Origin of the sequence: Robbsia andropogonis (assembly GCF_000970345.1) — a bacterium.
GTDB classification, from domain to species: domain Bacteria; phylum Pseudomonadota; class Gammaproteobacteria; order Burkholderiales; family Burkholderiaceae; genus Robbsia; species Robbsia andropogonis.
Genome location: NZ_LAQU01000015.1, coordinates 119,169 through 146,090, shown reverse-complemented (window position 1 = coordinate 146,090; position 26,922 = coordinate 119,169). Strand labels below are relative to the sequence as shown.

General features: G+C 58.0%; 22 protein-coding genes and 1 pseudogene. 10 read left to right on the top strand and 13 right to left on the bottom strand.

Features of this window, described 5'->3' with window-relative positions; genetic code table 11:
- Positions 1–96: 96 nt before the first annotated feature.
- The 5 genes from WM40_RS15290 to WM40_RS15270 all read right to left on the bottom strand — a co-directional run bounded on the left by WM40_RS15290 (position 97) and on the right by WM40_RS15270 (position 7,431).
- Positions 97–1,308: a porin gene (locus tag WM40_RS15290; RefSeq protein WP_036009557.1), complete on the bottom strand. Its 1,212-nt coding sequence runs from the start codon at positions 1,306–1,308 to the stop codon at positions 97–99.
- Between the two features lie 399 nt (positions 1,309–1,707).
- Positions 1,708–3,585: an ATP-binding cassette domain-containing protein gene (locus tag WM40_RS15285; protein ID WP_082102800.1), complete on the bottom strand. Its 1,878-nt coding sequence runs from the start codon at positions 3,583–3,585 to the stop codon at positions 1,708–1,710.
- Positions 3,582–4,505, bottom strand: coding sequence for an ABC transporter permease (locus WM40_RS15280; protein ID WP_082102798.1), 924 nt, complete (start codon positions 4,503–4,505; stop codon positions 3,582–3,584). Before WM40_RS15280 ends, WM40_RS15285 begins: the two co-directional genes overlap by 4 nt.
- Positions 4,506–4,513: 8 nt before the next feature.
- Positions 4,514–5,479 (bottom strand): ABC transporter permease, encoded by a 966-nt coding sequence (locus WM40_RS15275; RefSeq protein WP_046153259.1) that lies wholly within the window; start codon positions 5,477–5,479, stop codon positions 4,514–4,516.
- Positions 5,480–5,583: 104 nt separating this feature from the next.
- A complete protein-coding gene (locus WM40_RS15270) occupies positions 5,584–7,431 on the bottom strand; it encodes an ABC transporter substrate-binding protein (protein ID WP_236693538.1) in 1,848 nt (615 codons plus the stop codon).
- A gap of 275 nt (positions 7,432–7,706) precedes the next feature.
- On the opposite strand from WM40_RS15270, the gene WM40_RS15265 reads away from it, so the two are divergent.
- Positions 7,707–8,495 carry a class II aldolase/adducin family protein gene (locus tag WM40_RS15265; protein ID WP_236693537.1) on the top strand — a complete coding sequence of 263 codons (789 nt, stop codon included), beginning with the start codon at positions 7,707–7,709 and terminating at the stop codon, positions 8,493–8,495.
- A 33-nt stretch (positions 8,496–8,528) separates the two neighbouring features.
- Here WM40_RS15265 and WM40_RS15260 read toward each other — a convergent pair whose 3' ends face one another.
- The 5 genes from WM40_RS15260 to WM40_RS15240 all read right to left on the bottom strand — a co-directional run bounded on the left by WM40_RS15260 (position 8,529) and on the right by WM40_RS15240 (position 14,827).
- Positions 8,529–9,854 carry an NAD(P)/FAD-dependent oxidoreductase gene (locus tag WM40_RS15260; RefSeq protein ID WP_024903257.1) on the bottom strand — a complete coding sequence of 442 codons (1,326 nt, stop codon included), beginning with the start codon at positions 9,852–9,854 and terminating at the stop codon, positions 8,529–8,531.
- Between the two features lie 84 nt (positions 9,855–9,938).
- Positions 9,939–11,510 carry an ABC transporter substrate-binding protein gene (locus WM40_RS15255; RefSeq protein ID WP_024903258.1) on the bottom strand — a complete coding sequence of 524 codons (1,572 nt, stop codon included), beginning with the start codon at positions 11,508–11,510 and terminating at the stop codon, positions 9,939–9,941.
- A gap of 281 nt (positions 11,511–11,791) precedes the next feature.
- Complete coding sequence (locus WM40_RS15250) at positions 11,792–12,475, bottom strand: helix-turn-helix domain-containing protein (protein ID WP_024903259.1); 684 nt, start codon at positions 12,473–12,475, stop codon at positions 11,792–11,794.
- Positions 12,476–12,556: 81 nt separating this feature from the next.
- A complete protein-coding gene (locus tag WM40_RS15245; protein WP_024903260.1) occupies positions 12,557–13,225 on the bottom strand; it encodes a haloacid dehalogenase type II in 669 nt (222 codons plus the stop codon).
- A gap of 117 nt (positions 13,226–13,342) precedes the next feature.
- Positions 13,343–14,827: an aldehyde dehydrogenase family protein gene (locus WM40_RS15240; protein WP_024903261.1), complete on the bottom strand. Its 1,485-nt coding sequence runs from the start codon at positions 14,825–14,827 to the stop codon at positions 13,343–13,345.
- A 333-nt stretch (positions 14,828–15,160) separates the two neighbouring features.
- Between WM40_RS15240 and WM40_RS15235 the strand changes: the two genes are divergently transcribed.
- Positions 15,161–16,033, top strand: coding sequence for a GNAT family N-acetyltransferase (locus WM40_RS15235; RefSeq protein WP_036009570.1), 873 nt, complete (start codon positions 15,161–15,163; stop codon positions 16,031–16,033).
- A gap of 93 nt (positions 16,034–16,126) precedes the next feature.
- Here the strand turns inward: WM40_RS15235 and WM40_RS15230 are convergent, their stop codons facing one another.
- Both WM40_RS15230 and WM40_RS15225 read right to left on the bottom strand, forming a co-directional pair.
- Positions 16,127–16,432: a substrate-binding domain-containing protein gene (locus WM40_RS15230; protein WP_024903263.1), complete on the bottom strand. Its 306-nt coding sequence runs from the start codon at positions 16,430–16,432 to the stop codon at positions 16,127–16,129.
- Positions 16,433–16,506: 74 nt separating this feature from the next.
- On the bottom strand, positions 16,507–17,427 hold the full coding sequence (locus WM40_RS15225; RefSeq protein ID WP_046153258.1) for a LysR substrate-binding domain-containing protein: 921 nt from the start codon (positions 17,425–17,427) through the stop codon (positions 16,507–16,509).
- Between the two features lie 128 nt (positions 17,428–17,555).
- Here WM40_RS15225 and WM40_RS15220 point away from each other — a divergent pair, with 128 nt between their 5' ends.
- From WM40_RS15220 to WM40_RS15185, 8 genes and pseudogenes are all read left to right on the top strand, one after another.
- Entirely contained in the window at positions 17,556–18,632 is a 1,077-nt protein-coding gene (locus tag WM40_RS15220) for an ABC transporter substrate-binding protein (protein WP_082102791.1), read from the top strand.
- 56 nt (positions 18,633–18,688) lie between these two features.
- Positions 18,689–19,780: an ABC transporter ATP-binding protein gene (locus tag WM40_RS15215; protein ID WP_046153257.1), complete on the top strand. Its 1,092-nt coding sequence runs from the start codon at positions 18,689–18,691 to the stop codon at positions 19,778–19,780.
- The gene (locus tag WM40_RS15210; protein WP_024903267.1) at positions 19,773–20,645 is read left to right on the top strand and encodes an ABC transporter permease; all 873 of its coding nucleotides are present in this window, start codon (positions 19,773–19,775) and stop codon (positions 20,643–20,645) included. The genes WM40_RS15215 and WM40_RS15210 overlap by 8 nt, the downstream gene beginning before the upstream one ends.
- Before the next feature lie 7 nt (positions 20,646–20,652).
- A complete protein-coding gene (locus WM40_RS15205; RefSeq protein ID WP_046153256.1) occupies positions 20,653–21,450 on the top strand; it encodes an ABC transporter permease in 798 nt (265 codons plus the stop codon).
- A gap of 67 nt (positions 21,451–21,517) precedes the next feature.
- The gene (locus WM40_RS15200) at positions 21,518–21,865 is read left to right on the top strand and encodes a (2Fe-2S)-binding protein (protein WP_024903269.1); all 348 of its coding nucleotides are present in this window, start codon (positions 21,518–21,520) and stop codon (positions 21,863–21,865) included.
- A complete protein-coding gene (locus tag WM40_RS15195; protein ID WP_024903270.1) occupies positions 21,862–23,256 on the top strand; it encodes an FAD/NAD(P)-dependent oxidoreductase in 1,395 nt (464 codons plus the stop codon). The genes WM40_RS15200 and WM40_RS15195 overlap by 4 nt, the downstream gene beginning before the upstream one ends.
- A 64-nt stretch (positions 23,257–23,320) precedes the next feature.
- Positions 23,321–24,441: pseudogene (locus tag WM40_RS15190) on the top strand (NAD(P)/FAD-dependent oxidoreductase).
- A gap of 36 nt (positions 24,442–24,477) precedes the next feature.
- Positions 24,478–25,800: an LLM class flavin-dependent oxidoreductase gene (locus WM40_RS15185; RefSeq protein WP_024903272.1), complete on the top strand. Its 1,323-nt coding sequence runs from the start codon at positions 24,478–24,480 to the stop codon at positions 25,798–25,800.
- An 81-nt stretch (positions 25,801–25,881) separates the two neighbouring features.
- Here WM40_RS15185 and WM40_RS15180 read toward each other — a convergent pair whose 3' ends face one another.
- Entirely contained in the window at positions 25,882–26,844 is a 963-nt protein-coding gene (locus WM40_RS15180; protein ID WP_046153255.1) for a tRNA dihydrouridine synthase, read from the bottom strand.
- Positions 26,845–26,922 lie beyond the last annotated feature (78 nt).

Genomic DNA, 26,922 nt, shown 5'->3' with positions numbered 1-26,922 from the left:
CAGCCAGGACACGCGGTGCTTTATACGTGGAGCGGGCGACGCTGCGCTGGTGTCCATACAGCCGTCGCGCCAATCAACGCGACGGCATGATGCCGCTTAGAAGCGATGGATGATGCCTGCACCCACGGCAAATTGATTGCTACTCGAGGATGGCGTCGAATTCATGCCATCGCCGAGGGTTGCCGTGGCAGAAATGATATTACCGGCACCGCTCGTCCCCAACGTATTGCCCTTGGCACGCTGATAAGCCTCCAGCAGATAGAAGCCAGTGCGTTTTGACAGGGCGTAATACTGGGACAGATTGAATTGATGGTAGCGCGCGCTATCCGTGATCCCGTTTGCTTTCGTTGCCTGCGTATAGGAATAACCTGCGCCAAAATCCCAGGCTGGCAATGGGTGCCAATGGAGCACCGCGCCCGCGATATTGAAAATCGCCGTATCGCGGTAGCTGGAAGCGGCCCCCGGGATGTACTGGGTGTTCGTGTACGTCGCCGTCACATCCCAGGCCGGAGAGAATTGATAGCTCAGTCCCACCGCGAAGCGCTGCTGCGCACGTGCGGTCTGGTACCCATTCGTCAGCGCGGAGACACCTGCTTGCGCGCCATTGCTCGATGTCGTCGAATTGGCGCCCCAGGCGCCGCCGGCCGTATTGGAATTTTCAATCCGTTCGAATGCAACCCCTACGCCCACCGGTCCATTCAAATACTGCAAGCCCGTTGCCCAGGTGGCGCCGGCATTGGTGCTACCCGCCACGCCGCCGAACGAGTACGATCCGCTGGCCTGCAGCCCGTACCAACGAGGACTGGTGTACTCCAGCGTGTTGTTTGCACGGTAGATCGTATCCAGTCCATCCACGTCACCAGGGTGCGCGCCGTAGTACCCGGTGATCCATGTCGTCGGACTAAACTTCGACATCGTCTGATAGTAAGACGCGTACTGACGCCCCGCCGTCAACGTACCGTAATCGCTGTGTGTCAGCCCGACCCAGGCCTGTCTGCCAAACATGGCATTGGTATATTGCGTGGCACCCGTCGCGGAATTGAACCCGGACTCGAGGGTGAAGATCGCCTTCGCCCCACCGCCCAGATCCTCGGTGCCCTTCAAACCAAAGCGGCTTCCCGCCCAGATGCCCTGATTCATTTTCGTCAGCGAAGCACCCCCGGACGTGCTGCCCAGTGAGGAAGCGTTATTTTGATATCCGATACCGGAATCAACAACGCCGTACAAAGTCACACTGCTCTGTGCGAAGGCGATTGACGAACTGGTCGCCCCTGCCAGCGCGATCGCCAAGATAACCGCCGAACGCATCGCCGTCGGACGAATAGACGTATGTTGCAGGCTAGCCACGCCCGTTTCATACCCCTGCGCGTCTCCCCCGCGTGCAGCCATGCTCTGTTTTTTCATGAAACCCCTCCAGAAAATCTATTTTTTTTAGGATTTATATCAAAATCATCCCGATCTGCCTTAAGGCTCGGTAAGAATGTCACAACATCTTTCTTAGCGCTCTACCAAACAACCCGTAATCGGGCGATGCGTGATCTATTAGCAACAATCGCACACGGCGCGGTGCGTTTTGAGGGACCGGTGACGTCCCGCACAGATGCCAAAGCAGCGCCTCAGCCTGAAGTCACCAGACGTGCCTTTTATCGCAAAAGACGGTAGCCGAGCCGAACGAAAGGTGGTGCGTCCGGCGCGGACGGCGCCGTGTCACGGATTGGCAAGCGTTGCTGCCGCATCAAAAATGGGCAATGTCGGCGCGGATGCAAGCAAGGTCCGCGTGTAAGGGTGCGTGGGCGCGCGATAAACCGTGGGCGTCGGACCTTGTTCGACTACCCTGCCATTGTGCAGAACCAGTACTCGGTCGCTGATGTGCGCGATGACATCGAGATCATGCGAGATGAACAGCACAGCGGTATGGTTACGCCGTTGCAACTTGGCCAGTACATCCAGCACCTGCGCCTGGACATGCACATCGAGCGCCGATACGGGTTCGTCACAAACAATCAGGTCCGGCTCCGAGGCTACGGCACGCGCGATGGCGATACGTTGACGCTGTCCACCGGACAACGTGATCGGATAGCGTGACAATACCCCGGCATCCAGGCTGACCTGCTCTAGCAGCATCACGCTCCGTGCCAACACCTCATCCGGCGTCAGTGCCTGCGCATGCCGTATGTCATGCAACGCTTCCCGTAAAAGATCACGTACCGTATAGCGCGGGTCGAACGAACCCAGTGGATCCTGGGGGATATACCGTAACCTTGAACGTCGTGCCGTCCTCTCGCGTTCCAACGCGTGTGCGTGATTCCAGGGTGATCCGGCAAACGTTACGGCACCGCCATCAAGTGATAACAGCCCGAGGACAATTTTCGCAATCGTGCTTTTGCCAGAGCCGGACTCGCCGACGATACCCACTACTTCGCCCGGATTCACCGAAAATGAGACATCGTCCAGTGCGATGAAGTGACCGCTTGACGCATGCCAATCCCCTTTGAGCGTGTAGCGTTTATTGATGCCCTGTACCGACAAGATAGGCGTGGTCGAGGCAGCGGGCAACGTCCCGGGCGCATCGCCCTGCCGCGGCGGTAAAGGCTGGCGCACGACGGCATGCGTCATGGCGGCGGACCCAGGCATGGGCACTGCCACGATATCGGCGGAGCGTAAGGCAAAGCCACGAGAGTGCAGCGACGGCCGCGCGGCTAGCAAGCGCCGGGTATAGGCATGGGAGGAGGCACTCAACACCTTTGCAGTGGGTCCGCTATCCACCACTTCGCCGTGGTGCAATACGATAACGCGATCGGCTATGCCACTTACCAGTGCAAGGTCGTGGCTGATCAAGAGCAAACCGACCCCGGCACGTAAGCGCTGCCGCAGCACGTCCAGGACCTGCGCCTGGACCGTCACATCCAGGGCCGTCGTCGGCTCGTCGGCGATCAGCAGCGCAGGCTGCGCGGCCATGGCGGCGGCAATCAACGCCCGTTGCCGCAAGCCACCTGAAAGTGCACCGGCACGTTGCCGGACCCGCCGTTCCGGTTCGACCATCCCCACCTTGCGTAGCAGCGCCAACACGCCGGCATCGCGTGCCCGGCGCGATTCGCGCGGATGATGCAATGCGCGCGCTTCACCAATCTCCGCGCCAATCGTCCGCAACGGGTCAAGGGAAACCAATGCGTCCTGCATCACCAGTCCCGCAAAGCCACCTCGCACCTCGCGCCAGTGCCGCGCCGTGAAGGTTCGTGCGTCACGTCCATCGATGTCGAAGCGGCTTGCGTCGATGCGCGCGCCACTGCCAGCCAGGCCGAGCAGACTACGCGCCGTGACACTCTTGCCTGAGCCCGATTCGCCCACCAACGCCACGCATTCACCAGCATGAACCGTAATATCAATCCCGCGTACGACGGATGCAGCGTCAGGATCCCTGGCCCGCGTCGGAAAACAGATGTGCAGATTCTTTACATCCACCAGTACGCGGCCCGCATTCTTTTCCGCGCCGGGTGATGCGGTAAGCGGGAAGGCATCGATCACGGCATCGGAGCGAGATTCCGGGGTCGCGTTTTCCAGCCGGGTGTTCGCAAGCATCGTCATCGTCCATCGCCTCCATAGCGCCGCGAGGTATATTTACCGATAACGGTGAACGCAATGACTGTCAGTGTGATGGCCGCGCCGGGAAAGACACTGGGCCACCAGGCCACGCGCAGTGCGGCGCGCCCTTCCGCCAGCATCACACCCCATTCCGGCGTGGGTGGTTGCGGCCCTAATCCCAAAAAGCTCAATGCCGAGACAGCGATGATGACCGCGCCGATATCCAGCGTCGCGATCACCGGCACGGCAGACAACACGTTCGGCAAGACGTGTGTGAAAAACGTCCGTCGGCGCGACGCACCGAATGTCACCGCGTGTGTAACGTAGTCGGCACGGCGCACCACCTGCGCCTGCGCGCGAAGCACACGTCCGAATTTCGGAATACCCGCGATGCCGACGGCGATCGCGATATTGACGATGCCTTGCCCAAGAAAAGATACGACGAACAGCGACAGCAGGATGGGGGGAAACGCAGACAGTACATCCAGCAGACGCGATGCACTTTCATCGATGAGGCGATTGCTCAACCCCGCGGTCAATCCGATCACCAGACCAATCAGCAACGCAACCACCATTGCCGCCAGGCCGATCAGCAACGAGTAGCGGGCGCCATATACGACACGCGCGAAAACGTCGCGACCGATGCGGTCTGTGCCGAACCAATACTGTGCATCCGGGCGATGCAGCGCATTTCCCACCTCGCTGACCAGCGGATCATGATGGGTGAAAAGCGTCGGCATGGCCAGCATGCAGGCCAGTACGAACAAGTAAAATCCGGCAATCAGTACCGGTATCGGCAATTGCAGGACACCGTGCAATGCATTCCCAAAGCGCGCGGTGTGACCACGGCGTGGCGTGCCATGGCGCGCGGACGGGTTAAATGTAGCGCCACCAGACGGTGGCGTGATTAAACTTTTCGACATGCCACACCTCAATCGTTGCGCAAACGGGGATCCACAAACAGATAGGCGATATCGAGCAGTGTCGAGATCACGACGTGGACAAACGCCGCCAACAGGACGACCGCCAGAACCACCGGTACATCCTGCGAGGTCACCGCATCCAATGTCACGGTCCCGAGCCCCGGGCGACCAAAAAGCTTTTCCGTAATAACGGCACCACCGAGCAAGCCCCCGATCATCCAACCGCCGAGCGTCAGTACCGGCAGCAATGCATGCCGCAGGGCATGCCGGACTCGCAGACACCATTCGGAGGCACCACGTGCACGAACCGTCGTTGCAAATGGTTGCGACAAGGCCCGCTCCAATGATTCACGCATGACCTGGGACAATACGCCGGCGGTCGGCAATGCCAGCGTCACCGCCGGCAGCACCAAGGCGGAGAAATTCGCTGCACCGGAAACCGGGAACCAATGCCATTGAAAAGAGAACGCGATCAATAGCAACAAACCCAACCAGAAGACCGGCATGGACGTCATCACCTGCTCGACCGCGGATGCACCGGCGCTCAACCAGATGCCAACCCGTGGCGTATGGCGGCGCCCTCCGAACTGAAACGCGTTCGCGCCAATCCCTGCCGTGGCGCTCGCCATACAGAACGACAACACAATGGCCAATACCGCCGCGCCAGCCGCCAGTTGCAGTGTTGGCCATAATTGCGAAGCCAGAATGGCCGCCACCGGTTGCTGCATCACATAAGAGGTACCCAGGTCCCCGTGGAGCAAGCGCCATAGAAAATGCCAGTACTGCCAGGGCAAACTGTGGTCGAGACCCCACTGCGCTGCAATGGCTTCGCGCAAACCGGGGTAAGACAGATCGCCCGCCAAGACGTCTTCGATACGACCCGGCAATGCATGCAACGCCAAAAACGTGGCCGTGGCCGCACCCCAGAGCACGACCACCCCGGTGAGCATCCTGGTAACGATCGATCGAATCATTGATGCCCTCATAAAAAGAAACCTATCGTGCATTGGCCAATGCATCCATCACAGCCTCGACCCGCACCGGCGCATCAAGGCAACCTACTTGAGAGGGTCGTTGCCTATTTTCCATGTGCAAGCCAGAGGTCGTATGCACCAGATGGACCGTCCAACTGCGGCTCGAAGCTGATGCCGTTCACGGTCGACTTCGCGGCGAGGTGATACGCCGGTGCGAAGAGCGGCACGATATAGGCTTGGTCGACCGCACGCTGTTGTATCTGACGCAGCAGCGCCGTGCGTTCCGCCCCCACCGGCAACAGGCGGGCGCGGTTGATGTCCCCTACCAACGTCGCGTCCCTGTTCTGGATCGCGTTGTACAGAAAACCTTGATCGCCCAGCATGTCCCACAATTCCATCGCCACGTCGGAAGGATTATCGGTATTCGGATAGATGGTCCAGTTACCGGTGGCTTTCTGGTTCGCGAAATCGGCGGCGGTGTTGATATGCAACCCCAGGTCGAAGCCCAGGTTCTGGCGCAATGCGGACTGAATCGCACGAATCAACGTGTCCCGATCATCGCGTACGTATGGCTGTGGATAGCCCACCTCGATCGACAGTCGCTTGCCATCCTTCGTTCGAAATCCGTCCTTGTCACGTTGTGTCCATCCTGCCTCATCGAGCAGTGCATTTGCTTCCTTCACCCGATTGCCCCAACTCCCCTTGAGTGCGGCGTTGTATTCGGGATTGTCTCGACCGATATTCGACCAGGCGCGGCGGACAGTGCCCAGATACACGCTATTGACAATACCATCGAGGTCGAACCCGTCGCGTAACGCACGACGCACTCGCACATCGTTGGCGGGTGGCACCGTGTAGTTGACATTCAGCGTGAAGGACGTTGTTGCGGACGGTCCCGAAATGTACCTGAAACCCTCGACGCGGTCGAACACGGACACATCGGTGGGTTGTACCCCTTCGATCAAATCCACCTGCCCCGAACTGAGCGCACCCGTGCGCACCGACGCCTCGGGAAGGAATCGATAGGTAATCTGATCCAGATAAGCCGGCCCCTGATGCTTCGATGTTGCCGGTGCCCATTGGTAATCGGTATTGCGGACAAAGCGCGCGAACTGCCCACGCTGATATGCAGCGAAGGTGAAGGGCCCCGTACCCACCAAGCCCGGACCACCAGCACATAGATCGATGCCACTGGACAGCGACTTCGGCGACAGGAACCCCAGCTTGACGCTCGATAGCGATTCAAGCGTCGTGGAATCCGGCTGTTTCATGGCCAGCCGGACCACGAACGGCGAGACGACATCAACATGATCCAGATGTACAAGCAACGACGCCGATGCGGAGGTCGTGCTGACGTTGGCCAGAATGTAGTCATAGTTGGCCTTCACCGCGGCGGCATCGAAACGTGTGCCATCAGTGAAATGCACGTCATCCCGTAAGTCGATGATGTATGCCTTCCCGTCGCTGGACGTCTGCCATGACTTTGCGAGCCAGGGCGAGTAGGTGCCATCGGCGTTCTTGAAGACCAGCGAGTCAACGAAGTTGCGAATGATCCAGAATGCGTTCTGTTGTGACGCTCTATGCGGGTCGAAGCAAACCGGTTCCGTTGTCACGCCCCACGTCAGCGCGCCCCCTTTCTCAGGCGCTGATTGTCCCGCGCCTGAGGCCGCCGCCAGTGCATTTGTCTCCGGCGAACCGCCGCTGGCCGCTGCTACCGCGCTTGCCGGTCGCGATTCCGTGGTCGCTGCGTCAGTGCGCGATTTACCACACGCACAAAGCATCGCACTCATCAAGACAACCAATACGGGTCTGATCCATCCGATCGGCTTTGCCACCCGCCTTGGATACGGGTTGCGTAATGTCGTGGCAGGAAGCCTAGCATGCACTTCCTCGCCCGCTGTTGCTTTTATGTCCCGCCGTTTAATGGTTCCGCGTGCAGCCAGCATGCTCATCTTGCAGTCTCGTATTTCGAATGACCAGACAGCATAGGGAATGCCGTTCCTCGTGCACAACGAAGGAATTCAACTAACCTTATCGCGTAATGACATGTATTCGACTGACCTTTACTGAAGATATCGTTATCGCAAATGGTCAGTTCGATTGACCGTCTATCGGTGTTAGCGTGTCGATCACACCCTGAACTCGTCACTCTCGATACCGTATGAGCGCACTTCCCTCACTTTCGAAACACGTCAAAAAGAATATCCGATCCGCGATTGGACAACGCTTGCAGAGTGATATAAGGCATGCGCCAGTTCGTCGATTCTGGTTCGACGATGCACAATCGTCGCGCTCCATCGCAGATGAGCGGCTGCACCGGCGGCAGCGTCTGGCGGTGGCATTTCGCCTGTTCGCGCAAAACGGTTTCGCGCATGGCCTCGCCGGCCATATCACGGCGCGTGACCCGGAATGGGAAGATCATTTCTGGGTCAACCCGCTGGGGAAGCACTTCAGCCGGATCCGGGTGTCGGATCTCTTGCTGGTAAATCGCGATGGTGAGATTGTCGTGGGCGAAGGACCCGTGAACCAGGCGGCGTTTGCCATCCATGCCGCCATCCATGAGGCGCGCCCGGAAATCGTGGCAGCTGCCCATACCCACTCTCTATACGGCAAGGCATGGTCGACACTCGGCCGGGAACTGCTGCCATTGACACAAGACGCCTGTGCGTTCTATCAGGATCACGCGTTGTTCGACGATTTCCAGGGCGTCGTGCTTGATACCAGCGAGGGGGCTCGCATCGCCGAGGCATTAGGACCACGCAAGGCCGTTATCTTGAAAAACCATGGCATCCTCACCGTCGGCCCGTCGGTCGAAGCTGCCGCCTGGTGGTATCTGTCTTTGGAGAACGCGTGCCGCACGCAATTGCTTGCGGAAGCGGCCGGTACGCCGTCCCCCATTCCCCATAATATCGCCACGCTGACCCATCAGCAGGTTGGCCGTCCTGGCGGTGCGCTGCATGCATTCCAGAATCTGTATGAAGGCATCGTTGCCACCGAGCCTGATGTCCTGGACTAATGCCGTCGGCGCGGACCAGGTGTAGTCCGCTCTTTAAAAATCGGCCACCTTGCCCCACGACGACGCCGCGAATCGTGCCGGGTCATACGGCTTTTCATCGATTTCGGGATGCTTGCCGGTGATCAGGTCAGCCACCAGATAGCCGGCGCCCGGCCCAATTCCAAAACCATGCCCGGAAAAGCCTGCGGCCAATATCAGGCCACGTACTTGTGCCGTTTCCCCGATGGCGGGAACGCCATCGGGTGTACTGTCGATATAGCCGGCCCAACTGTGCGTAATCGATGTCCTGCCCAGAGCCGGTAGCAAGGCGACAGCCCGCCGATACGTGAGCGCAATGGCGTATTTATCCGGCACCGGATCCAAAACACGTATGCGCTCCATCGGCGTTGGTGCATCCAGCCGCCATCGTGCAAGCGTTTCATGCCCTCCGCGCACCCCTTCCAAATTGCCTGGCTTCAGGCTTCGCCAGCGCTTGGCAAACATCGGCACGAACTGCGGGGCGAAACGCAGCATCTGTGCGGTGGGATCGACCCGCCCACGGCCACTGATCGCTAAGGTATAGCCGCCATTACTGCGCTGCGTCAACGACACCTCGGATGTATGCAACGCCGCCGGCAGCGTTTCGGCGGGAGCCGATACGGCCAGAATCGACGAACGAATCGATGCCTGCGGAAAACGGATGTCCAATTGGCGACAAAACGACGACGCCCACGCACCTCCTGCGAGCACGACCGACTTGGTACGGATCGTCCCGTGCTCCGTGATGACGCCTGCCACCTCACCCGCGGCCAGCTCCAGGCCCCGCGCGGCGCATTCCTGGTGTACGGTGCCACCGAGTTTCATCAGCGCACGGGCCACCGCCGGCGCCGCTTTTGCCGGGTCCGCCGTCCCATCGGACGGCGAAAGCACGCCGCCTTTCCAGACCTTGCCGGTTGCCTGCCCGTAAGTCGACGCCGACGTGGCGTCGAGCATATGCGTTGTCACGCCGACGGTCCTGGCAAAGTCACGCCACCGCGCCCAGCGCGCTATTTCCGCTTCATCGTTACTCAAATACAAAAGCCCGCAACGTCGAAAGCCGGTGTCCTCGCCACTCTCCTGCGAAAAACGTTCCCACAGGTCGAGGCTCTGGGTCGAGATGGGCAACTCCCGGGCATCACGATTTTGCTGACGGCACCACCCCCAATTTCGAGATGACTGCTCCGCGCCGATACGGCCTTTCTCCAGCAATGCGACGCGCAATCCCCGCTGCGCCAGATAATAAGCGGAGAAAACACCGACGATACCGCCGCCAATGACAACAACATCCGCCGTCACCGGCAAGGCACTGCTGCCATCAACGCTTTCCAATAAAACAGCCATCGCCTCTACCTTTACGTTGCTTCTCGACTTGCGATACAGATGTCGCCGCCGCATATGCGCAATGCCAGCTTTTATCCAAAGACCTTACGCATTCCACCAGACGTATTCGGCAAAGTTGAATCCCATCATCGGACCGGTCGGGATCGATTTCAAACCCTGTATCCGCTTGTCATAGCCATCGAGAAAGCTGACAAAGGCGGGAATGCCGATGCTGCCCTCCGTGCTGATAATCTGCTGCATATCGCCGTACATCTGCTTGCGCTTGGCTTCATCGGTTTCAGCGCGAGCGGCCAACAGCAATTGATCGAATTTCGGATTATTCCAGCCGGATTCGTTCCATGGCGCCTTGCTCGCGAAAAACTGCGAGAACAGCACGTCGGCGCTGGGACGGGGATTGATATTGCCAAAACTCAATGGACGTCGCATCCAGTAATTCGACCAATAGCCGTCCGCTGGAACACGATTGATTGGTATCTGGACGCCAACCCGCGCCGCGGCCTGCTGCAAGAAGACCGCCATTTCCTGCGACCCATTCGCAGCAGTAGTCGCAAAAACCGGTGGTGTGCTTTTTCCTAAAACGCCCGCGTTCTTGAAATGGAATTTCGCCTTGTCCAGATCGAACGGCAAAGGCTTCACTTCCGCGTTGTAATAACGATGCATTGGCGGCAATGGTTGGTCATTGCCGACTACTGCATAGCCTCCGAATACCGCATCACGAATCTGTGTCCGGTCGAAGAGATATTTCATACCTTGCACAAAATCACGATTGCCGGTCAGCGGGTCGTCCACCCTCATGATCAAATCGCTGTACAGCCCGGACTTGGTTTCCATGATGGCAAACCCGGACGCCGAACTGACTTGCTTCGTCGAGCGCGGATTAACCGCGTTGACAAGTTGCACATCTCCTGCGAGCAATGCATTGACCCGGGCAGCACCATCCGCGATGCCAACAAGCTCCACTTGATCAAGGTGCGGCAACCCCGGCTTGAAGTATTGCTCGTTCCGAATCCCGGCTGTCAATACGCCCGGTTGAAATGTCTTAAGCTTATATGGACCGGTCCCGATGGCCGTCGAGAAGTCAGTTGTCTGATCCTTCACGATCACCAGATGCGAGTCGGCTAGCAACACCGGTAAATCGGCGTTGGCGTTCGCCAGCGTCAATTCGATCTGGTTTGGGCCAATGGCTTTCGCGTCGGTGAACTGTTCCGCAAGCGTCATGATCTTCGACGCGACTTTCGGATCTTTATGTCGGAGAAGTGAATAGATGACATCGGCTGTCGTAAGCGATTTGCCGTCATGAAACGTCACACCCTTTCGCAAGGTGATAGTCCACACCTTTGCATCGCTGCTGACAATAGATTCCGCCAAGTTCATCGTCGGCGCAAGCGCGCTGTCGAGTTGGGTGAGGCCGCTGTAGAACATGTAAGCACGGATATAGTCACCGCCGGCTGAGCCCTTCGCCGGATCCAGCGTATCGGCGGTCGAACTGCTATCGTACGCTGCGCGAATCGAACCACCGCGACGCGCTGTCGGGGTCGTCGCCGCTTGCACCAGGTAACTCGTGCCTCCCCCGCCCACCAAGACCGCGGCACCCAAAAGATGGCGCATCATATCGCGGCGACCGCTATCTACACGCTTGACATCATCATTGTTCATGCGAAGACTCCGAAGGGGGTGGCTAACATTATGCACAATAGAATTACTGAGTTCCTGAACGCAAGACCGTGCCTGGTTTCAAAAAAACCAAAGAGCGGCATGGGAGCCATTCATCAATGCTTTTTTAACTAGGATTCCTACACCATTAATTTTTCCATTTTTCAAAAAAATAAAAATCAATGTGCATGCGATCCTGCTGTGATCTACCTCGATGCACATATCGACCACAGTCATTGCTTCAATGCCGCGGACTATCGTCTGTCTCTGGCAAGGCGTACGGCTTACAAGTGCACCACAGGCGGGCGGACGTTCATGATCCACAGTATCCTTGCCGTACGACGCGCGATATTTTCGACACTATGCGCCAATTCACTGTTGAACTGAAAACTATCGCCGGGCCCAATCTCTTCCGACCGACCGCCGACCGTCAAAACGATGGTACCCTCCAACACCAGGCCGGCTTTTTCGCCACTACCCAGCAATATCTCCTTGGATCGCGCACCACTGGGAATGGTAATGATCATGAACTGCAAGTCATGTTGACCATGCGGCGACAACAGCTCCTTTGACAATCCACCTGCCGTCACGGTGAAATGCGGCCGCTGATCCGCTCTTCGTACGAAGTCCGGCACTGACTGAACGCCTACCGGCACGTCATCACCTTCCAGCAGTGTCGTCAACGGCACGTCCAGCGCAACGCGCAACTGTTCGAGAATGCGCACGGACGGATTGGCCAGGCCCCGCTCGATCTGACTGATCATGCCAACGGACACGTCGCTACGCTGCGCAAGCACTTTTAGCGACAGACCACGTTTCTGACGCATGTCGCGCAGACGCACACCCAACTGATTTGCCTCTGTACGATCCAACAGCGGTGTCGCACCGTCCGACACGGTTACGTCGACTTGCGGAGACGATGCGCTGTCTTTGAAATGTCGATCGTCTTCGTGCGAAATCTTTTTCATCGTATTGCGATTCAATGCCTTGAGGAACTGCCAGGAACGAAAAGATCGCGAGGCGTGTCGCGCATCGGCCCGCCCCGCGATTTATAGGCCAAGCAAGGTAGCGAGTGCAGGAAGATCCTTGACCTCGTTTACTTCATAGGCCGGGTTCAAGGCTTCGTGCTGGCGATTAACGAAAGCCTTGTTTTTGATGCCCATATCGTATGCGGTCATCAGGTCATATCGGAAGCTGGACGACACATGCAGCACGTCTTGCGGATTGCAATCGAGTTCCGAGAACAAATATTCGAAAGCTTGTTGCCGCGGTTTATACGCTTGCGCTTGCTCCGCTGTGAACACCTTGTAAAACGGCGCGCCCAGCTTGTCCACATTGCTCTGAATCTGCTCGTTCGCGGCGTTCGACAGAATCACGAGCTTGTACTTGGACGCCAACCGCGCCAATCCGGCAGCCGCATCCGGATGGGGTCCCCACGACGGCACTGCATTGTAAATACCCTCGGCGCCGGCGGCGTCGAAGGGAACCCCGGTGCGTTCGCACGTACGACGTACCGCATTGACCACGACATCGCGAAACGGCTTCCAGTCGCCCAGTACTTCGTCGAGTCGATAGCCGCGGAAAAATTCAACGAATTCAGCCATCTTCGCCGGCGTGAGCTTGTCTGCATACAGGGCACGTGCCGCCTCCGCCATCTGGAAGTTGGTCAACGTACCATAACAATCGAATGTAATGTATTTTGGCTCGAAATCAATCATCATAAGGTCCTGTCGATAGGCAAAGTGATGCAATTCATCTGGGAAGGATCCGCCTGAGAGCGTGGATCTCCTTTGCTAAAAAAACCGGCTGCAACGCCTGCATTACCGCAAATCGTATTAAAAATCGATCAATACACTTTTATAGCGTTGGCACGATTCGAAGGCCTGACGCCCCAGATCCTTGCCGATTCCCGACTGCTTGAATCCGCCGGTCGGGATGATCATGTCGCCGCTGCGGCCATACCGATTAATCCAAATGGTTCCAGCGGCAATGCCGCGCATCGCACGCATCGCCTGGCCGATATCACTGGTGTGAATGCCGGCAGCCAATCCATATGTCGGATGCCCCGCCAATGCGATGCCCTCGTCTTCATCCTCAAACGTCTGGACCGTCAGGACAGGGCCGAACAATTCTTCGCGAACGGCCGTGGTTGCCGACGTCACGTTGCCAAGCAACATCGGTCGATAAAAATATCCGTCGGCGGTATCCTCGAAAAAGCCCCCGCCATGCAACACTTCAGCGCCCTCCTCCAGACTCCGCGCAACCATGTCGCGAATACGATGTGCCTGAGTCCGGCTGATGATGGGCGAGTAACTTGTACTTGATAACCAGGTAGGTCCCGGTACGACGTTGTCCAACTGACGCCGTATCCCTTCCACGAGCGGCTCGGCCAGCGCCTTGTGCACGATCAATCGCGTACCCGCGACACACGCCTGTCCGCCGTTGGCGATAAATCCTCGTGCGACGCAGCGCGCTGTCTGCTCAAGATCGTGGACCTGGGAAAATACCAACTGCGGACTTTTCCCTCCCAGCTCCAGTGTCACTGGCTTGGTACCGTGCAAGGCCGCATCGCTCATGATCGACGCCCCGGTTTTCGTCGATCCGGTGAAACTCACCTTTGCAATATCGGGATGACGCGTCAACGCAACGCCCGCACCAGCACCCCGACCATTCACGACATTGAAAATACCCGCGGGTATTCCTGCCTCGATCGCCAGTTCAGCGAGTCGCATCGTCGAAAAAGGTGTCAACTCGGATGGCTTCAATACCACGGCATTTCCCGCGGCCAGCGCTGGCCCACACTTCCAGGAGCACATGGAAAGCGGAAAATTCCACGGGGTGATCGCGCCGATGACGCCATACGGTTCAGCCGCGATAAAACCCAGACTGCTTTGACGAGTTGCTGCAACGTCACCGCCCGCCTTGTCAGAGAGTTCCGCAAAAAAACGAATGACTTCCGCCGTAAGTGGCACATCGGACGTATAAGCCTCCGCCACAGGACGCGTCGAGTTCAGGGCTTCCAATCGCGCGAGCTCGACCGTATGCATATCAATCAGTTGCGCCCATCGCAATAGCACGCGAGCCCGCTCGCGCGGCGCACGTGACGCCCAGCCACTTGCCCGGAGAGCGTCGCGCGCAGTGCGGACTGCAAGATCGACCGTCTCATCGGACGCATCGGGTATGCACCCGACGACTTGACCGTCACAAGCGCGCTGCACATCGATCAGCGGCTCACGCGGATCCAGGTAGCTAGCGCCGATGAAATGGCCTGCGGGTAAAACGATGCCGGCGGGATCAAAGTCCAGAAAGGAGAGCGTCATGCGGCGAATGTCAATCCAGAGAGAAAACCGTAATGGAAGTAAACACAACCTCATCAATCGCCGTCACGCGCATCGTCAAGAAAGCCTTTGGCAGGTCGGTAGCGTAGCAATCGATATGGTTCATTATAGTGAATGTCAAAATAAACGCTATCTGTAAAAACCATGACGAGAAGGCCGACGCTGTGATGGTTTTTCGACGAATTTCACTGTCTAGGCAGTAAGCGCATGAGAACCAAGGTATTCACCGGACTGGAAATACGTTCAATAAAATGAGATATTGTGATGCTCTTCCTTCAGGAGCTTCCCGTGTCTGACCAAGCGTCCCGTTCCAGCATGAATCTGCCCACAACCTATCGCCACCTGGTGACCGCCGACTTTCCGGCGGCGCATCGCCTATCGCAAGCTGTCCGCTGGCCTCATCGACTCGAGGATTGGCAATTTGCCGCGAATCTTGGAACCGGGTTTATCGCGGAGATGAATGGCGAAGTGGTCGGAACGGCGCTATGTTGGACATTTGACGATCACAATGGCGCCTTAGGCCTTGTCATTGTCTCGCCCGACGCCCAAGGCAGGGGAATTGGGCGGGATTTGATGACGCGCGTCCTGAATGCGGTCGGCGAACGAACATGCTATCTACACGCAACACCGGCGGGACAACCTCTTTATGAGAAACTGGGCTTTCAAGCTTGCGGCAGCGTCACCCAACATCAAAATATTGTCGGACGCATCACTGCGGTAGCACCGGCTCAAGGCGAAACCTTGCGCGAAGGGACAGTGGACGATCTATCTCGCATCATCGAGATCGCGCGCATCAGCACCGGAATCGATCACAGTGCGACGTTTGCCGCGCTGTATCGCTTGGCTAAGACCGTGGTATTGGAACGCAATGGGAACATCATTGGCTCCGCTTTCTTCAGACGCTTCGGACGTGGTTACGTGATCGGTCCGGTGTTCGCCGAACAAGACACCGACGATAGACGCGCCAAGGTATTGATTTCGTATTGGCTTGCACGGCACGAAGGTGACTTCATCCGTGTTGACGTTCCGGGCAATCCCACGCTCAGCGCTTGGCTTATCGAGTGCGGCCTTGCCAATGTGGATACGGGCGTGAAAATGGTGCGCCATGCCGGGAAAAGTCACGCGGCATCCCGCCCGGCAGAAACGGTCTACGCGCACTATGCCATCTTGAACCAGGCGATGGGCTGACCCGGCCAGCACGATATTCGATGCGCGTTCGGCACGGTGGAGATATGGATGGCGGACGCGACAGGCCCAAGCCGGCGCGGCCAATTCAAACGGCTAGGCTGGTGCCATGCCGAATGCACGCTTCACTGCAATAGCCGGCTCCGACACGAGGAAAGACAAAAAATGCCTTCCAACGTCCGCATGCTTGGCCGCGCGGCATATCGCGCCCGACAACACGGTATGCAATTGAACATCATCCGGTAACGGGTCCAAGACGGCAATGCCAGAGACGTTCGTAGAATCGGCAAGCTGCTGAAAACCGAGTGTCACCGCCCCTTCCGCAATCAGCTTACCAACCAGCACACCAGCAGGCGCCCGAACGAGTCGCATGGACATTCGCCTGAGGAGACGATTTTGCATGCTTTGTGGCGCAACGCATCCAGACACCAGATCAACAAAAACGGCCCTACGCCAATGCGCGATTACCGCTTCTTTCAGTGGCGACGCTTGGCCAGATTTTTCGCCTCCGCGGTCACTTCGGCAAGTACTTGACGCAAGACGCTGACAAAAGCCAGTGTGAGCCGATCCGTTGGCTGTTTCGACGGATAGAGCAAATAGATTGGAAAAAACACCTCCGGCTTGAACGGCCGGATGACAATATTGCTGCCCGCGAAGTCCCGCGCGACAATCGGATGCGCGAGCGTCACGCCCATGCCCAGTCGCACCATCTCACAACAGATGGCCGTATATTGCGCCTCAGCGGCTAACACCCGGGTCACCCCGGCACGCTCGAAGACATCGTCCATCAGGGTACGCGTGCCATCCCCGTTACATAAGGAAACGAACGCCTCGCCCTCGAAGTCGTGAGCGGTAATCGCCGCCTTGCTGGCAAGACGATGACCAGCGGGCAGTACCGCACAGGCCGCGTGACTGGCCAGGAATACCGTCTCGCAAGTCGACGCCTCACTCGAGAACACCGCGATGCCAATATCGCAAAACTGCGAACTGGCCCAGTGGTTGACCGTTCCCGAGGTGTTCACATGCAAGCTAACGGTAACGCCTGGATGGGCTTCCTGAAAACGCTGTATGGCGCGCGGCACCAAGGTCATGCCGACCGAGGGGATGCAAGCAATACGCAATCTGCCACTGCCGAGCGTCCTGATCTGCGCGGCGGCGAGCGAAAGACCTTGCAGCCCGACATAGGCGCGCTCCACCTCCCGGTAGAACGCGTTGCCTTCGGTGGTGGGAATGAGCCGGACGCCCGAGCGTTCAAACAAGGTCAATCCGACCGCTCCTTCCAGTTGCGAAATCAGCCGGCTGATATTCGGCTGCGAGGTGTGAAGATCTTTCGCGGCCGCTGTCATCGATCCCGCCACCATCACCGCTCGGAACGCCTCGATTTGTTTCAGATTCATCGTCGCCAACCCATATCAATTCGGTATAGATTGGCATTTTATTCTTATTGGACGCTATGTATTGACTATTTGAAACTGAGAGTCGATCCCGCAGTTCCGGCCTCATCCCGCCATTCAGGAGTTTGTCCATGCAGCATACGCAGCACATCCATCGCCGCGCATCGTTGAAGCCGGGCCTCACCTCCTTGATCACCGCCTTCGCCTGCCTCGGTGCGCTGCATGGCGCCACCGCCCACGCCGAGACCACGTTGTATCTGGCCAATGTGGGCGGCTCAAGCCAGGACCTGTATCAGAAAAAAATCATCCCGCCCTTTGAAAAAGCGCATGACGTCAAGATTGTCTACGTTGCCGGCAACAGCAGCGACACGCTGGCAAAGCTGCAAGCGCAAAAAGGTCACGAACAGATCAACGTTGCCATCATGGACGATGGTCCGATGTATCAAGCGATGCAGATGGGTTTATGCGCGAAGTTGCAGGATGCGCCAGTCATGAAGGAACTGTATCCAATTGCCAAGCTGGGTCCGGAATCAGTGGGGATCGGAATGGTCGCCACCGGAATCGGTTACAACGCCGATGCCTTCAAGAAAGCAGGCCTGCCGCCGCCGGACTCGTGGGCAGCGCTGACGGATGCGCATTACAAAGGTAAGCTGGGCGTCCCGCCTATCACCAACACTTATGGCCTCCATGCCTTGGTCATGCTGGCCCGTATGAATGGCGGCGGTGAAAAGGATATCGACCCCGGCTTCAAGGTGATGTCGACACAAGTAGCCCCGAATGTGCTGTCGTGGCCCACCACGCCGGGCGAGATGGACGGCCTCATGCAAAGTGGCGACGTCATTATCGCGCCTTATGGCAGCGGTCGTGCGGTCGCCCTGCAGAACACCGGTTTCCCATTGAAATTCTTCTATCCCAAGGAAGGCGGCGTCGCGTTGCAAGTGGGGGCGTGCTCCGTGGCGGGTAGCGGCCAGGACGCTCTCGCGCAACAATTCATCCAGTATCTGTTGAGCACCGATGTGCAGGCGCTGCAGGCGCAGGCGGTAGGCTTTGGCCCAACCAATCGGAACGTCAAGTTGACCCCGGAAGTGGCCGCGAAAGTACCCTATGGCCCGGAGCAAGTATCAAGACTGGTGGCGATGGACTGGGCGACGATCAATCAGCACCGGAACGAATGGACGCAACGCTGGAATCGTAACGTCGAACGCTGAGTACACCAGACCGGCCATACGTGGCATACGTCCGGCCATCGAACATTACAGAACCCATGACTTTCCTGACTCTCAAGGGCATCTCGAAACGCTACGGCGACTACACGGCGATCGAGCAGATCGATCTTGGCGTCGAACGCGGAGAGTTTGTATCACTGCTGGGCCCGTCAGGGTGCGGAAAAACGACGACACTGCAAATGATTGCCGGCTTCGTCACGCCGACCACCGGCAGCATTCACCTCGACGGACGCGACATTACGCATTTGCCCGCGGAAAAACGCGGCATGGGAATCGTGTTCCAGAGTTATGCGCTCTTTCCGCATATGAGTGTGGCCGGTAATGTTGGTTTCGGCCTCGAGATGCAACGTGTGCCGAAGGCCGAGCGACGCAAGCGAATCGAAGAAGCGCTTGAACTAGTCCGGTTGACGGGACTGAATAGCCGCTACCCAAAGGAGCTTTCGGGCGGTCAACGGCAACGTGTTGCCATTGCCCGGGCCCTCGCGATGCGACCGGCGCTATTGTTACTCGACGAGCCGATGTCGAACCTCGATGCCAAGCTTCGCGACGAGATGCACATCGAGTTACGCGGCATCCAACGCCAGCTCGGGATTACGACCCTCCTGGTAACGCACGACCAGGTGGAAGCCATGACGATGAGCGACCGGATTGCCGTGATGCAACGCGGCGGCATTGCCCAGATCAGCACGCCATTCGAAGCGTACGAGCGCCCCAAAACCCCCTTTGCCTCGTCGTTCCTGGGAAAAATCAATACGTTCTCAGGCAAGGTCACGGGACGCAATCTACGCTGCGCGGAGGTGGATGTGACAGGAACGATGATGACCGTTCCCCATGAAGGACGTCTGGTTCAGGGCGACGTCCATGTGTACCTGCGTCCTGAAAAAGTCCATCTGCATGGCGATACCTCTTCAGAAAACGGCACGCCCCGTCCGGCAAGGACACAGGGCGTGATTGTTACACGCGTATTTGTCGGCAACCAATGGCTTTTGCAAGTCGACACGCCACTAGGCCAGATCAACATCTCCCGTCCAAATGACGGCGTATTGCCGCCGGACGAAGGCGCTCACGTCGGCCTGCACTGGACCGACGACGATTTACGCGTCCTCGATCAGGATCCTCTCCATGGCTAATGTCGAGCAAACACGCGCCGGCGCGACGCCATGGTTACTGTCCTTTCCGGCATTACTGCTATTTTGCGGCCTGCTACTGGTGCCATTGCTACTCATATTTATCCTCTCATTCCACGCCTTCAGCAACACGCACGGCACCCTGCCCGACTACACGATCGCAAACTATATCGAGGTCGTCACCGACCCCTATTACGGAGAGATCTTTTTGCGTACCGCAGGCCTGGCGATATCGGTAACCTTCCTTGCAATCGTCCTGGGCGTGCCAGAAACAATCGTCCTCGCACGGATGAGAAAACCGTGGCAATCACTTTGCCTTCTCGTGGTGCTCGGGCCACTGCTCATCTCGGTCGTGGTTCGGACATTGGGATGGCAAATCCTGCTTGGAAATAACGGCATCGTCAACGACGTGCTGCAGGCGCTCCATATCACGTCCGCTCCCGTCCGAATGGTTTTTACGATGATCGGTGTCACGATTGCGCTTACCCACGTACTTGTGCCGTTCATGGTGATGTCTGTCTGGGCGAACCTGCAAAAGCTGGACTTGCAAGTCGAGTGGGCCGGATTGTCAATGGGCGCAAAGCCCCTCACCGTTTTGAGACGCGTGGTCCTTCCCCAACTGATGCCAGGGATTCTCTCAGGATCGATCATCGTGTTTGCTCTGTCTGCTTCAGCATTTGCAACACCTGCACTGATCGGGGGGCGCCGCCTGAAAGTGGTGGCAACCGCGGCCTATGATGAATTCCTTGGAACGTTGAATTGGCCATTGGGGGCGACCATCGCCGTATTGTTGCTGATCGCGAACGTCGCCATTGTCATGGGATGCAGCCGCCTGGCGGAACGCCGTTACAAGCATATCTTCGAGTAAGTGAGCGATGAAACGTAACGGCCCTGTTGGACTCGCATTCAATGCGCTATTTCTGGTATTTATCGCGGCGCCGTTGATTGCGGTAATCGCCGTGTCCTTCACGGCGAAAGGCTATATTTCCATGCCCTTCGATGGTGCGTCACTGAGATGGTTCAGATCCATCGCGCAGAATCAGGACATCATCGACGCGTTCTGGCTTTCGATCAAGCTCGCATTTGCCTCGGCTACCATCGGCGTCGTGCTGGCCACACCAGCCGCGCTAGGCATCGCGCGCTACCGCTTTCCCGGACGCGGCGTGCTCAGCGGCTTCCTGCTGTCGCCGATGATGATCCCGGCAGTCGTGCTGGGCATTGCTTTCCTACGTTTCCTGTCATTGCTAGGGTTGAACGGCTCGATTGCATCGCTCACCGCCGCGCATGTAATCATTGTGTTTCCCTATGCGCTGCGTCTGATCCTGTCATCGGCCATCGGCCTCGACCGGGATGCACAAAATGCAGCGCTTTCATGTGGCGCCAGCCGCTTTACCGTGTTTCGCCGTATCGTACTCCCGATGATCCGTACCGGTATTGCCGGTGGCTGGCTGCTCGCATTCATTCAGAGTTTCGACGAATTGACGATGACGATTTTCGTGGCCACGCCCGGCACCACTACGCTTCCGGTCGCGATGTACAACCAGATTGCCCAGACCATCGATCCGCTAGTCGCCGCCGTATCCACCGTCATCATCTTTGGTACCGTCGTCCTCATGATACTGATGGACCGTCTGGTCGGCCTGGATCGCATTCTGATCGGTGAGGCACGATGACGCTCCGCCGACCCGCCTAGCGCGATGCTTGTGTTTCCACCGGAAACGCCGTGAAATCTACCCTGCCATGACTACCAAACCGCTATTCATCACGCTACCGTCGCTGGCGCCTGTGTCAACTGAGTCGATCACCATCTGGTTTAACGACCAGCCGTTTTCCGTTCCATCCGGACGGTCGATTGCGGCGGCCTTGCTTGCCGTCGGCATACAACGCTTTCGATCGAGCTCCGTGTCCGGGGTGGCGCGCGCACCCTATTGCATGATGGGTGCATGCTTTGAATGCCTCGTCGAGGTCGATGGCGTCCCAAGCCGGCAAAGCTGTTTGATTGAGGCGCGGGATGGCATGCGTATCCGATCACAAGAAGGCGCACACGAGCTGAATCCGATCGCCTTCAAGGGGGAGGTAGCGCGATGAGCCATGAAGCGCGTGATGTCGTCGTCATCGGAGCGGGACCTGCCGGACTGGCCGCGGCGACGCGGGCTGCCATCCAAGGGCTGTCCGTGGTATTGCTCGACGAACAAGCGGCCGTCGGTGGACAAATCTATCGTGCTATTGAACGCAGCGACGCGAATCGGCGGGCCATGCTCGGCGAAGACTATGCGGCGGGCGCGGTATTGGCGAGAGCATTCGCCGCATCCGGCGCAGGCTACGAACCGCATGCTTCGGTATGGCAGGTCACCCGCGAGAAAACCGTTCATTACCTTAAAAATGGCAAGGTCGCCAGTTTCGCGGCCAAACGCATCGTGCTGGCCACCGGTGCCGTGGAAAGGCCCTTCCCGATTCCGGGATGGACCCTGCCAGGGGTCTTGACCGCCGGTGCGGCGCAAATTCTATTGAAAAGTGCCGGTCAGGTGCCTGGCGATCCGCCCGTGCTCGTTGGGTGCGGTCCGCTGCTTTATCTTTTGGGATGGCAATATCTGCAAGCCGGCATCCCGATCCGCGCCTTGGTCGACACCACGCGCCACAAAGACCGTTGGCGCGCGAAACGCCATATTCTTGCCGCGTTGCGTTCCTGGCCCGCACTTGGCAAAGGATTGCGGATGCTGCGTGAACTACGGAATAGCGGCGTTCCCATCTTCGAAGCAGCGGACACGCTTGGCATCGAAGGCCGCATAGACCCTTCAGGATACGAGCATGCCGCGGCGCTGCACTTTTCCGTCAATGGCAAAGCACACAGAATCGACGCCAATGTGATCCTGCTACATCAGGGCGTGGTGCCCGATACGCAATTCACGCATGCGCTACGTGTGCGCCATCGGTGGGACGATGCGCAGCTCTGTTTTACGCCTGTGACCAACGCCTGGGGAGAAACGGACGCAAGCGGCATCTTCGTTGCAGGAGACGGTGCCGGCATTGGCGGCGCGCAGGCAGCCATACTCGGCGGTGAAAAGGTGGCGTGGGAAATTGCCACTCAACTCGGCGCCGCCGAATCAACGTCGCGCGATAGTCGACTCGACGAACTCCAGCGGGCGCTTACCCGCACCCTCCGCATCCGGCCATTCCTGGACAGCCTTTACCGCCCGAGAAAGGCGAATCGCATTCCCGAGGACAGCGTGATAGTTTGTCGCTGCGAGGAAGTGACGGCAGGTCAGATTCGGGATTTCGTCGGTCTTGGATGTACCGGGCCCAATCAAGTCAAGTCCTTTGGACGATGCGGCATGGGGCCATGTCAGGGCCGCATGTGCGGCCTTACGGTCACGGAACTCATCGCCGATGCGCGCAATGTCTCACCAGAAACAGTCGGCTATTTTCGTCTGCGGCCACCTATCAAGCCACTGACATTGGGGGAGCTTGCTGGTGAGTAAGCCATACCTTGCGCCCACCTTGCCCGGCACCACGCATAGCGTCGCAGCCGATGCCGGGGCGACCATGCATACCGACGTCCTGGTGGTGGGGGAGGTATACACGGCGCCAGCAGTGCCTTCCATCTGACGCAACGTGACGTACGGGTGACCGTCTTGGAAGCTGATTATGTAGGACGGCATTCCTCTGGCGTGAACGCGGGTGGCGTCCGCTCTTTGGGACGCCACCTTGCCGAAATTCCGCTCTCGTTGATGTCGCGTGAAATATGGCATCGGATGCCGGAACTGGTCGGCGACGATGCGGGATTCGTCGCTTCGGGCCAGATGAAAATTGCCGAAAACGAAGCCGAACTGAAAACGTGCCAGGACCGCGTGGATCTGTTGCGGGCACACGGTTTCACGCACGAAAAGATCATCGCGCGTGACGCAGTCCTGGCCTTGGAGCCTCACCTCGCACCCCATGTCACCGGTGCAATCTGGGTTGAAGCGGATGGCTATGCGCTGCCGTACAGAGCCACCACGGCATTCCGGCGCGCCGCCCAACGGAACGGTGCGATCTTCCATGAAGGCACACCCGTCACGCAGATCACGCAACAGGGTGAGCGGTGGCACGCACGGACAGCGGCCGGGACTTTCTCTGCGGATCATCTGGTCGTGACAGCCGGCGCATGGGCCGGTGTGCTTGCGGAACAGGTTGGGGAACCTGTCCCGGTTCATCCTGAGGGATTGATGCTGATGGTCACGCATCGTGCGGCGCCGTTTTGCCGAGCAACGTTGGGTGCAACCGGGCGTCCGCTGTCGTTTAAGCAATTCGACAACGGGACGGTCGTTATCGGCGGCAAGCTGATCGGCATCGCGGATCTGCCGGGGCGGCATGGCGAAGTCGACTTTGCGCGCTTGGTGAAGAGCGCACAGACGGTCACCGATCTGTTCCCGCATCTTCGCAATCTCGGCATCAATCGGGCGTGGGCTGGCGTGGAGGCGTTCACCGAGGATTCTCTTCCGATCATCTCGCGAAGCAAGCAGGCCTCCAACCTTACCTACTCATTTGGCTATTGCGGCAGCGGGTTTCAGATGGGCCCAGGCTGTGGCAAGCTGGTATCGGAACTGGTTCTCGACGGCAACGCGTCATTGAACCTGGATGCCTTCGCCATCGACCGCTTTCGTTTTCCTACGCTGAACGCATAACGCTTCATCGATTATTCATCACTTGCAGGTAACGACATGACACAGGATGCCAAAATGAGGCTCGGCCTCTCGATGCGCTATTTGGGATATCACATTGCCGCGTGGCGACATCCGGATGTCCCCGCGGGTGGCGCGATCGATTTCAACTATTTTCTGAATAGCGCAAGAAAAGCGGAAGCCGCCAAGCTGGATATGGTCTTCTTCGCGGATGGCATTGGTATTCGTGCCGACGACAATCCGAAAGGGTCGCTGGCACGCGACATGAAGAATGCGGAACTCGAGCCGCTCACGCTGTTGGCCGCGCTCGGCGCATGTACATCCCATATAGGGCTAGTTGCAACCGCTTCGACCACCTACAACGAACCGTTTCACATTGCCAGAAAATATGCATCGATCGACCACATCAGTGGCGGGCGCGCGGGGTGGAACGTCGTCACATCGTGGTCTCAGCAGGAAGCGTGGAATTTCTCCCGTGACGAACACCTCGGATACGATGAACGCTACGAGCGTGCAGACGAGTTCGTTGATGTCGTCAAGGCATTATGGGACAGTTGGGAAGATGATGCATTCATTCGCGACAAGGAAAGTGGCATCTTCTACGATGAGTCGAAACTGCATACGCCCCATCACAAGGGAAAGCATTTTCGCGTTCGTGGTCCATTGAATTCCGCGCGGACGCCGCAAGGGCGCCCCGTGATCGTACAAGCTGGTGCATCGGAACCAGGACGAGAAATCGCGGCAAAGAGCGCGGACGTGGTCTATAGCAGCACGCTGGATCTTCAATCCGCTAGAAAGTACTACGACGACGTCAAATCCCGTTTATCAAAATACGGCCGTCAGCGACACGAGCTGCTGATCATGCCTGGCCTGACTCCCTATATAGGCAAAACACGCCAGGAAGCACAGGACAAATTCGACCAGTTGCAGGAACTGATCCATCCGATAACAGGCTTGTCCATTTTGTATAATCAATTCGGGGATCTGTCGGGCTATGACTTAGACGGTCCGGTACCGGACATCACGAGCAAGGAGGTACATAGCATCGGCCGAAACTTACTGGACCTGGCGGCACGGGAGCATTTTACGCTGCGTCAGCTTTACAAGCATGTTGCGGCGGCAAATTCAGGGCGGGCCATTATAGGAACAGCCGAAGACGTTGCGGACGACATGGAAGAGTGGTTCAAGCATGGCGCCGCCGATGGGTTTAACATCTGCCCGGCAACCTTGCCACAGGGGATCGATGACATGACTGAACTGTTGCTGCCGGAGCTTCGGCGGCGTGGACTCTTTCGGACCGAATATGAAGGTACAACGCTGCGGTCGAATTTAGGATTGGCGCCACTATCATTTGGGGAATAAGGGCAACCGAGAAACAAACGCGCGGGCGACGAAATGATCGCGGAACGTTCCTTTCGCATGAATAATATGCAGGACTTACGTTCAAGGAGGAACACCATGCAGTCCTTGGCGAATGACCGCGAGAACCTGTTCCACGTCCTGCAGGGATCGGATGGCCGCCAACAACACCGTTGCCTGCGGCCAGGTACGCTGAAGGTAGCCGAGCCACTTTTTGACGCGTCCGTGCGCGTGATGGATCGTGCCACGTGTACGCAACGCTTCCACGTAGTGTAATAGCGCGCGTAATACGATCGGCCATTCATCGGCATGTGGTGAACGTGCCATTTCTCTTCGTATGCGCATTGCGAGAAACGGATCGGACACGGCACCGCGTCCGATCATGACATCAAGGCATCCGCTGACGTCCCTGCACCGCTCCCAGTCCGTTACCGTCCATACTTCCCCATTCGCAATAACCGGCACCTTCACCGCTGCGGCGATACGCGCAATCCAGTCCCAGTGCGCAGGTGGCTTGTAGCCGTCATCGCGGGTGCGTGCATGTACCACGAGGGACTGCGCGCCCCCGTCCACCAAAGCCATTGCACAATCAATCGCCTGGGACGTGTCGGCGATACCAAGCCGCATTTTTGCCGTTACCGGTACGGAAGCTGGCACCGCGGCACGCACCGCCGATACAATATCGTATAGTTTTTGCGGATCAGCCAGCAGCATGGCTCCGCCGCCATGCTGATTCACCACTTTCGCTGGACAACCGAAGTTCAGATCGATCCCCCATGGTGAAAGCCTGGCTGCTTGCGCTGCGTTACGCGCCATCCATATCGGATCACTGCCAAGCAGTTGAATGACCATAGGCGTGCCGCCAGGCGTACGCGCGCCGTTCAATACTTCAGATGCCTCCCGCGCATAGACACGCGGCGGCAGCACCGAACTGGTGACGCGAATGAATTCTGACACGCAACCATCGAAGCCGCGGGAGCGAGTCAGCACATCGCGTAGCACGTCGTCTGCCAGTCCTTCCATCGGGGCAAGAAACAGCCGACTCATGCGATTGACTCTCAACGATATAGACGCGGCATTATAGCCGAGTCGGGTCAATGCACCGTGGATCGCCAATTGGTCCGG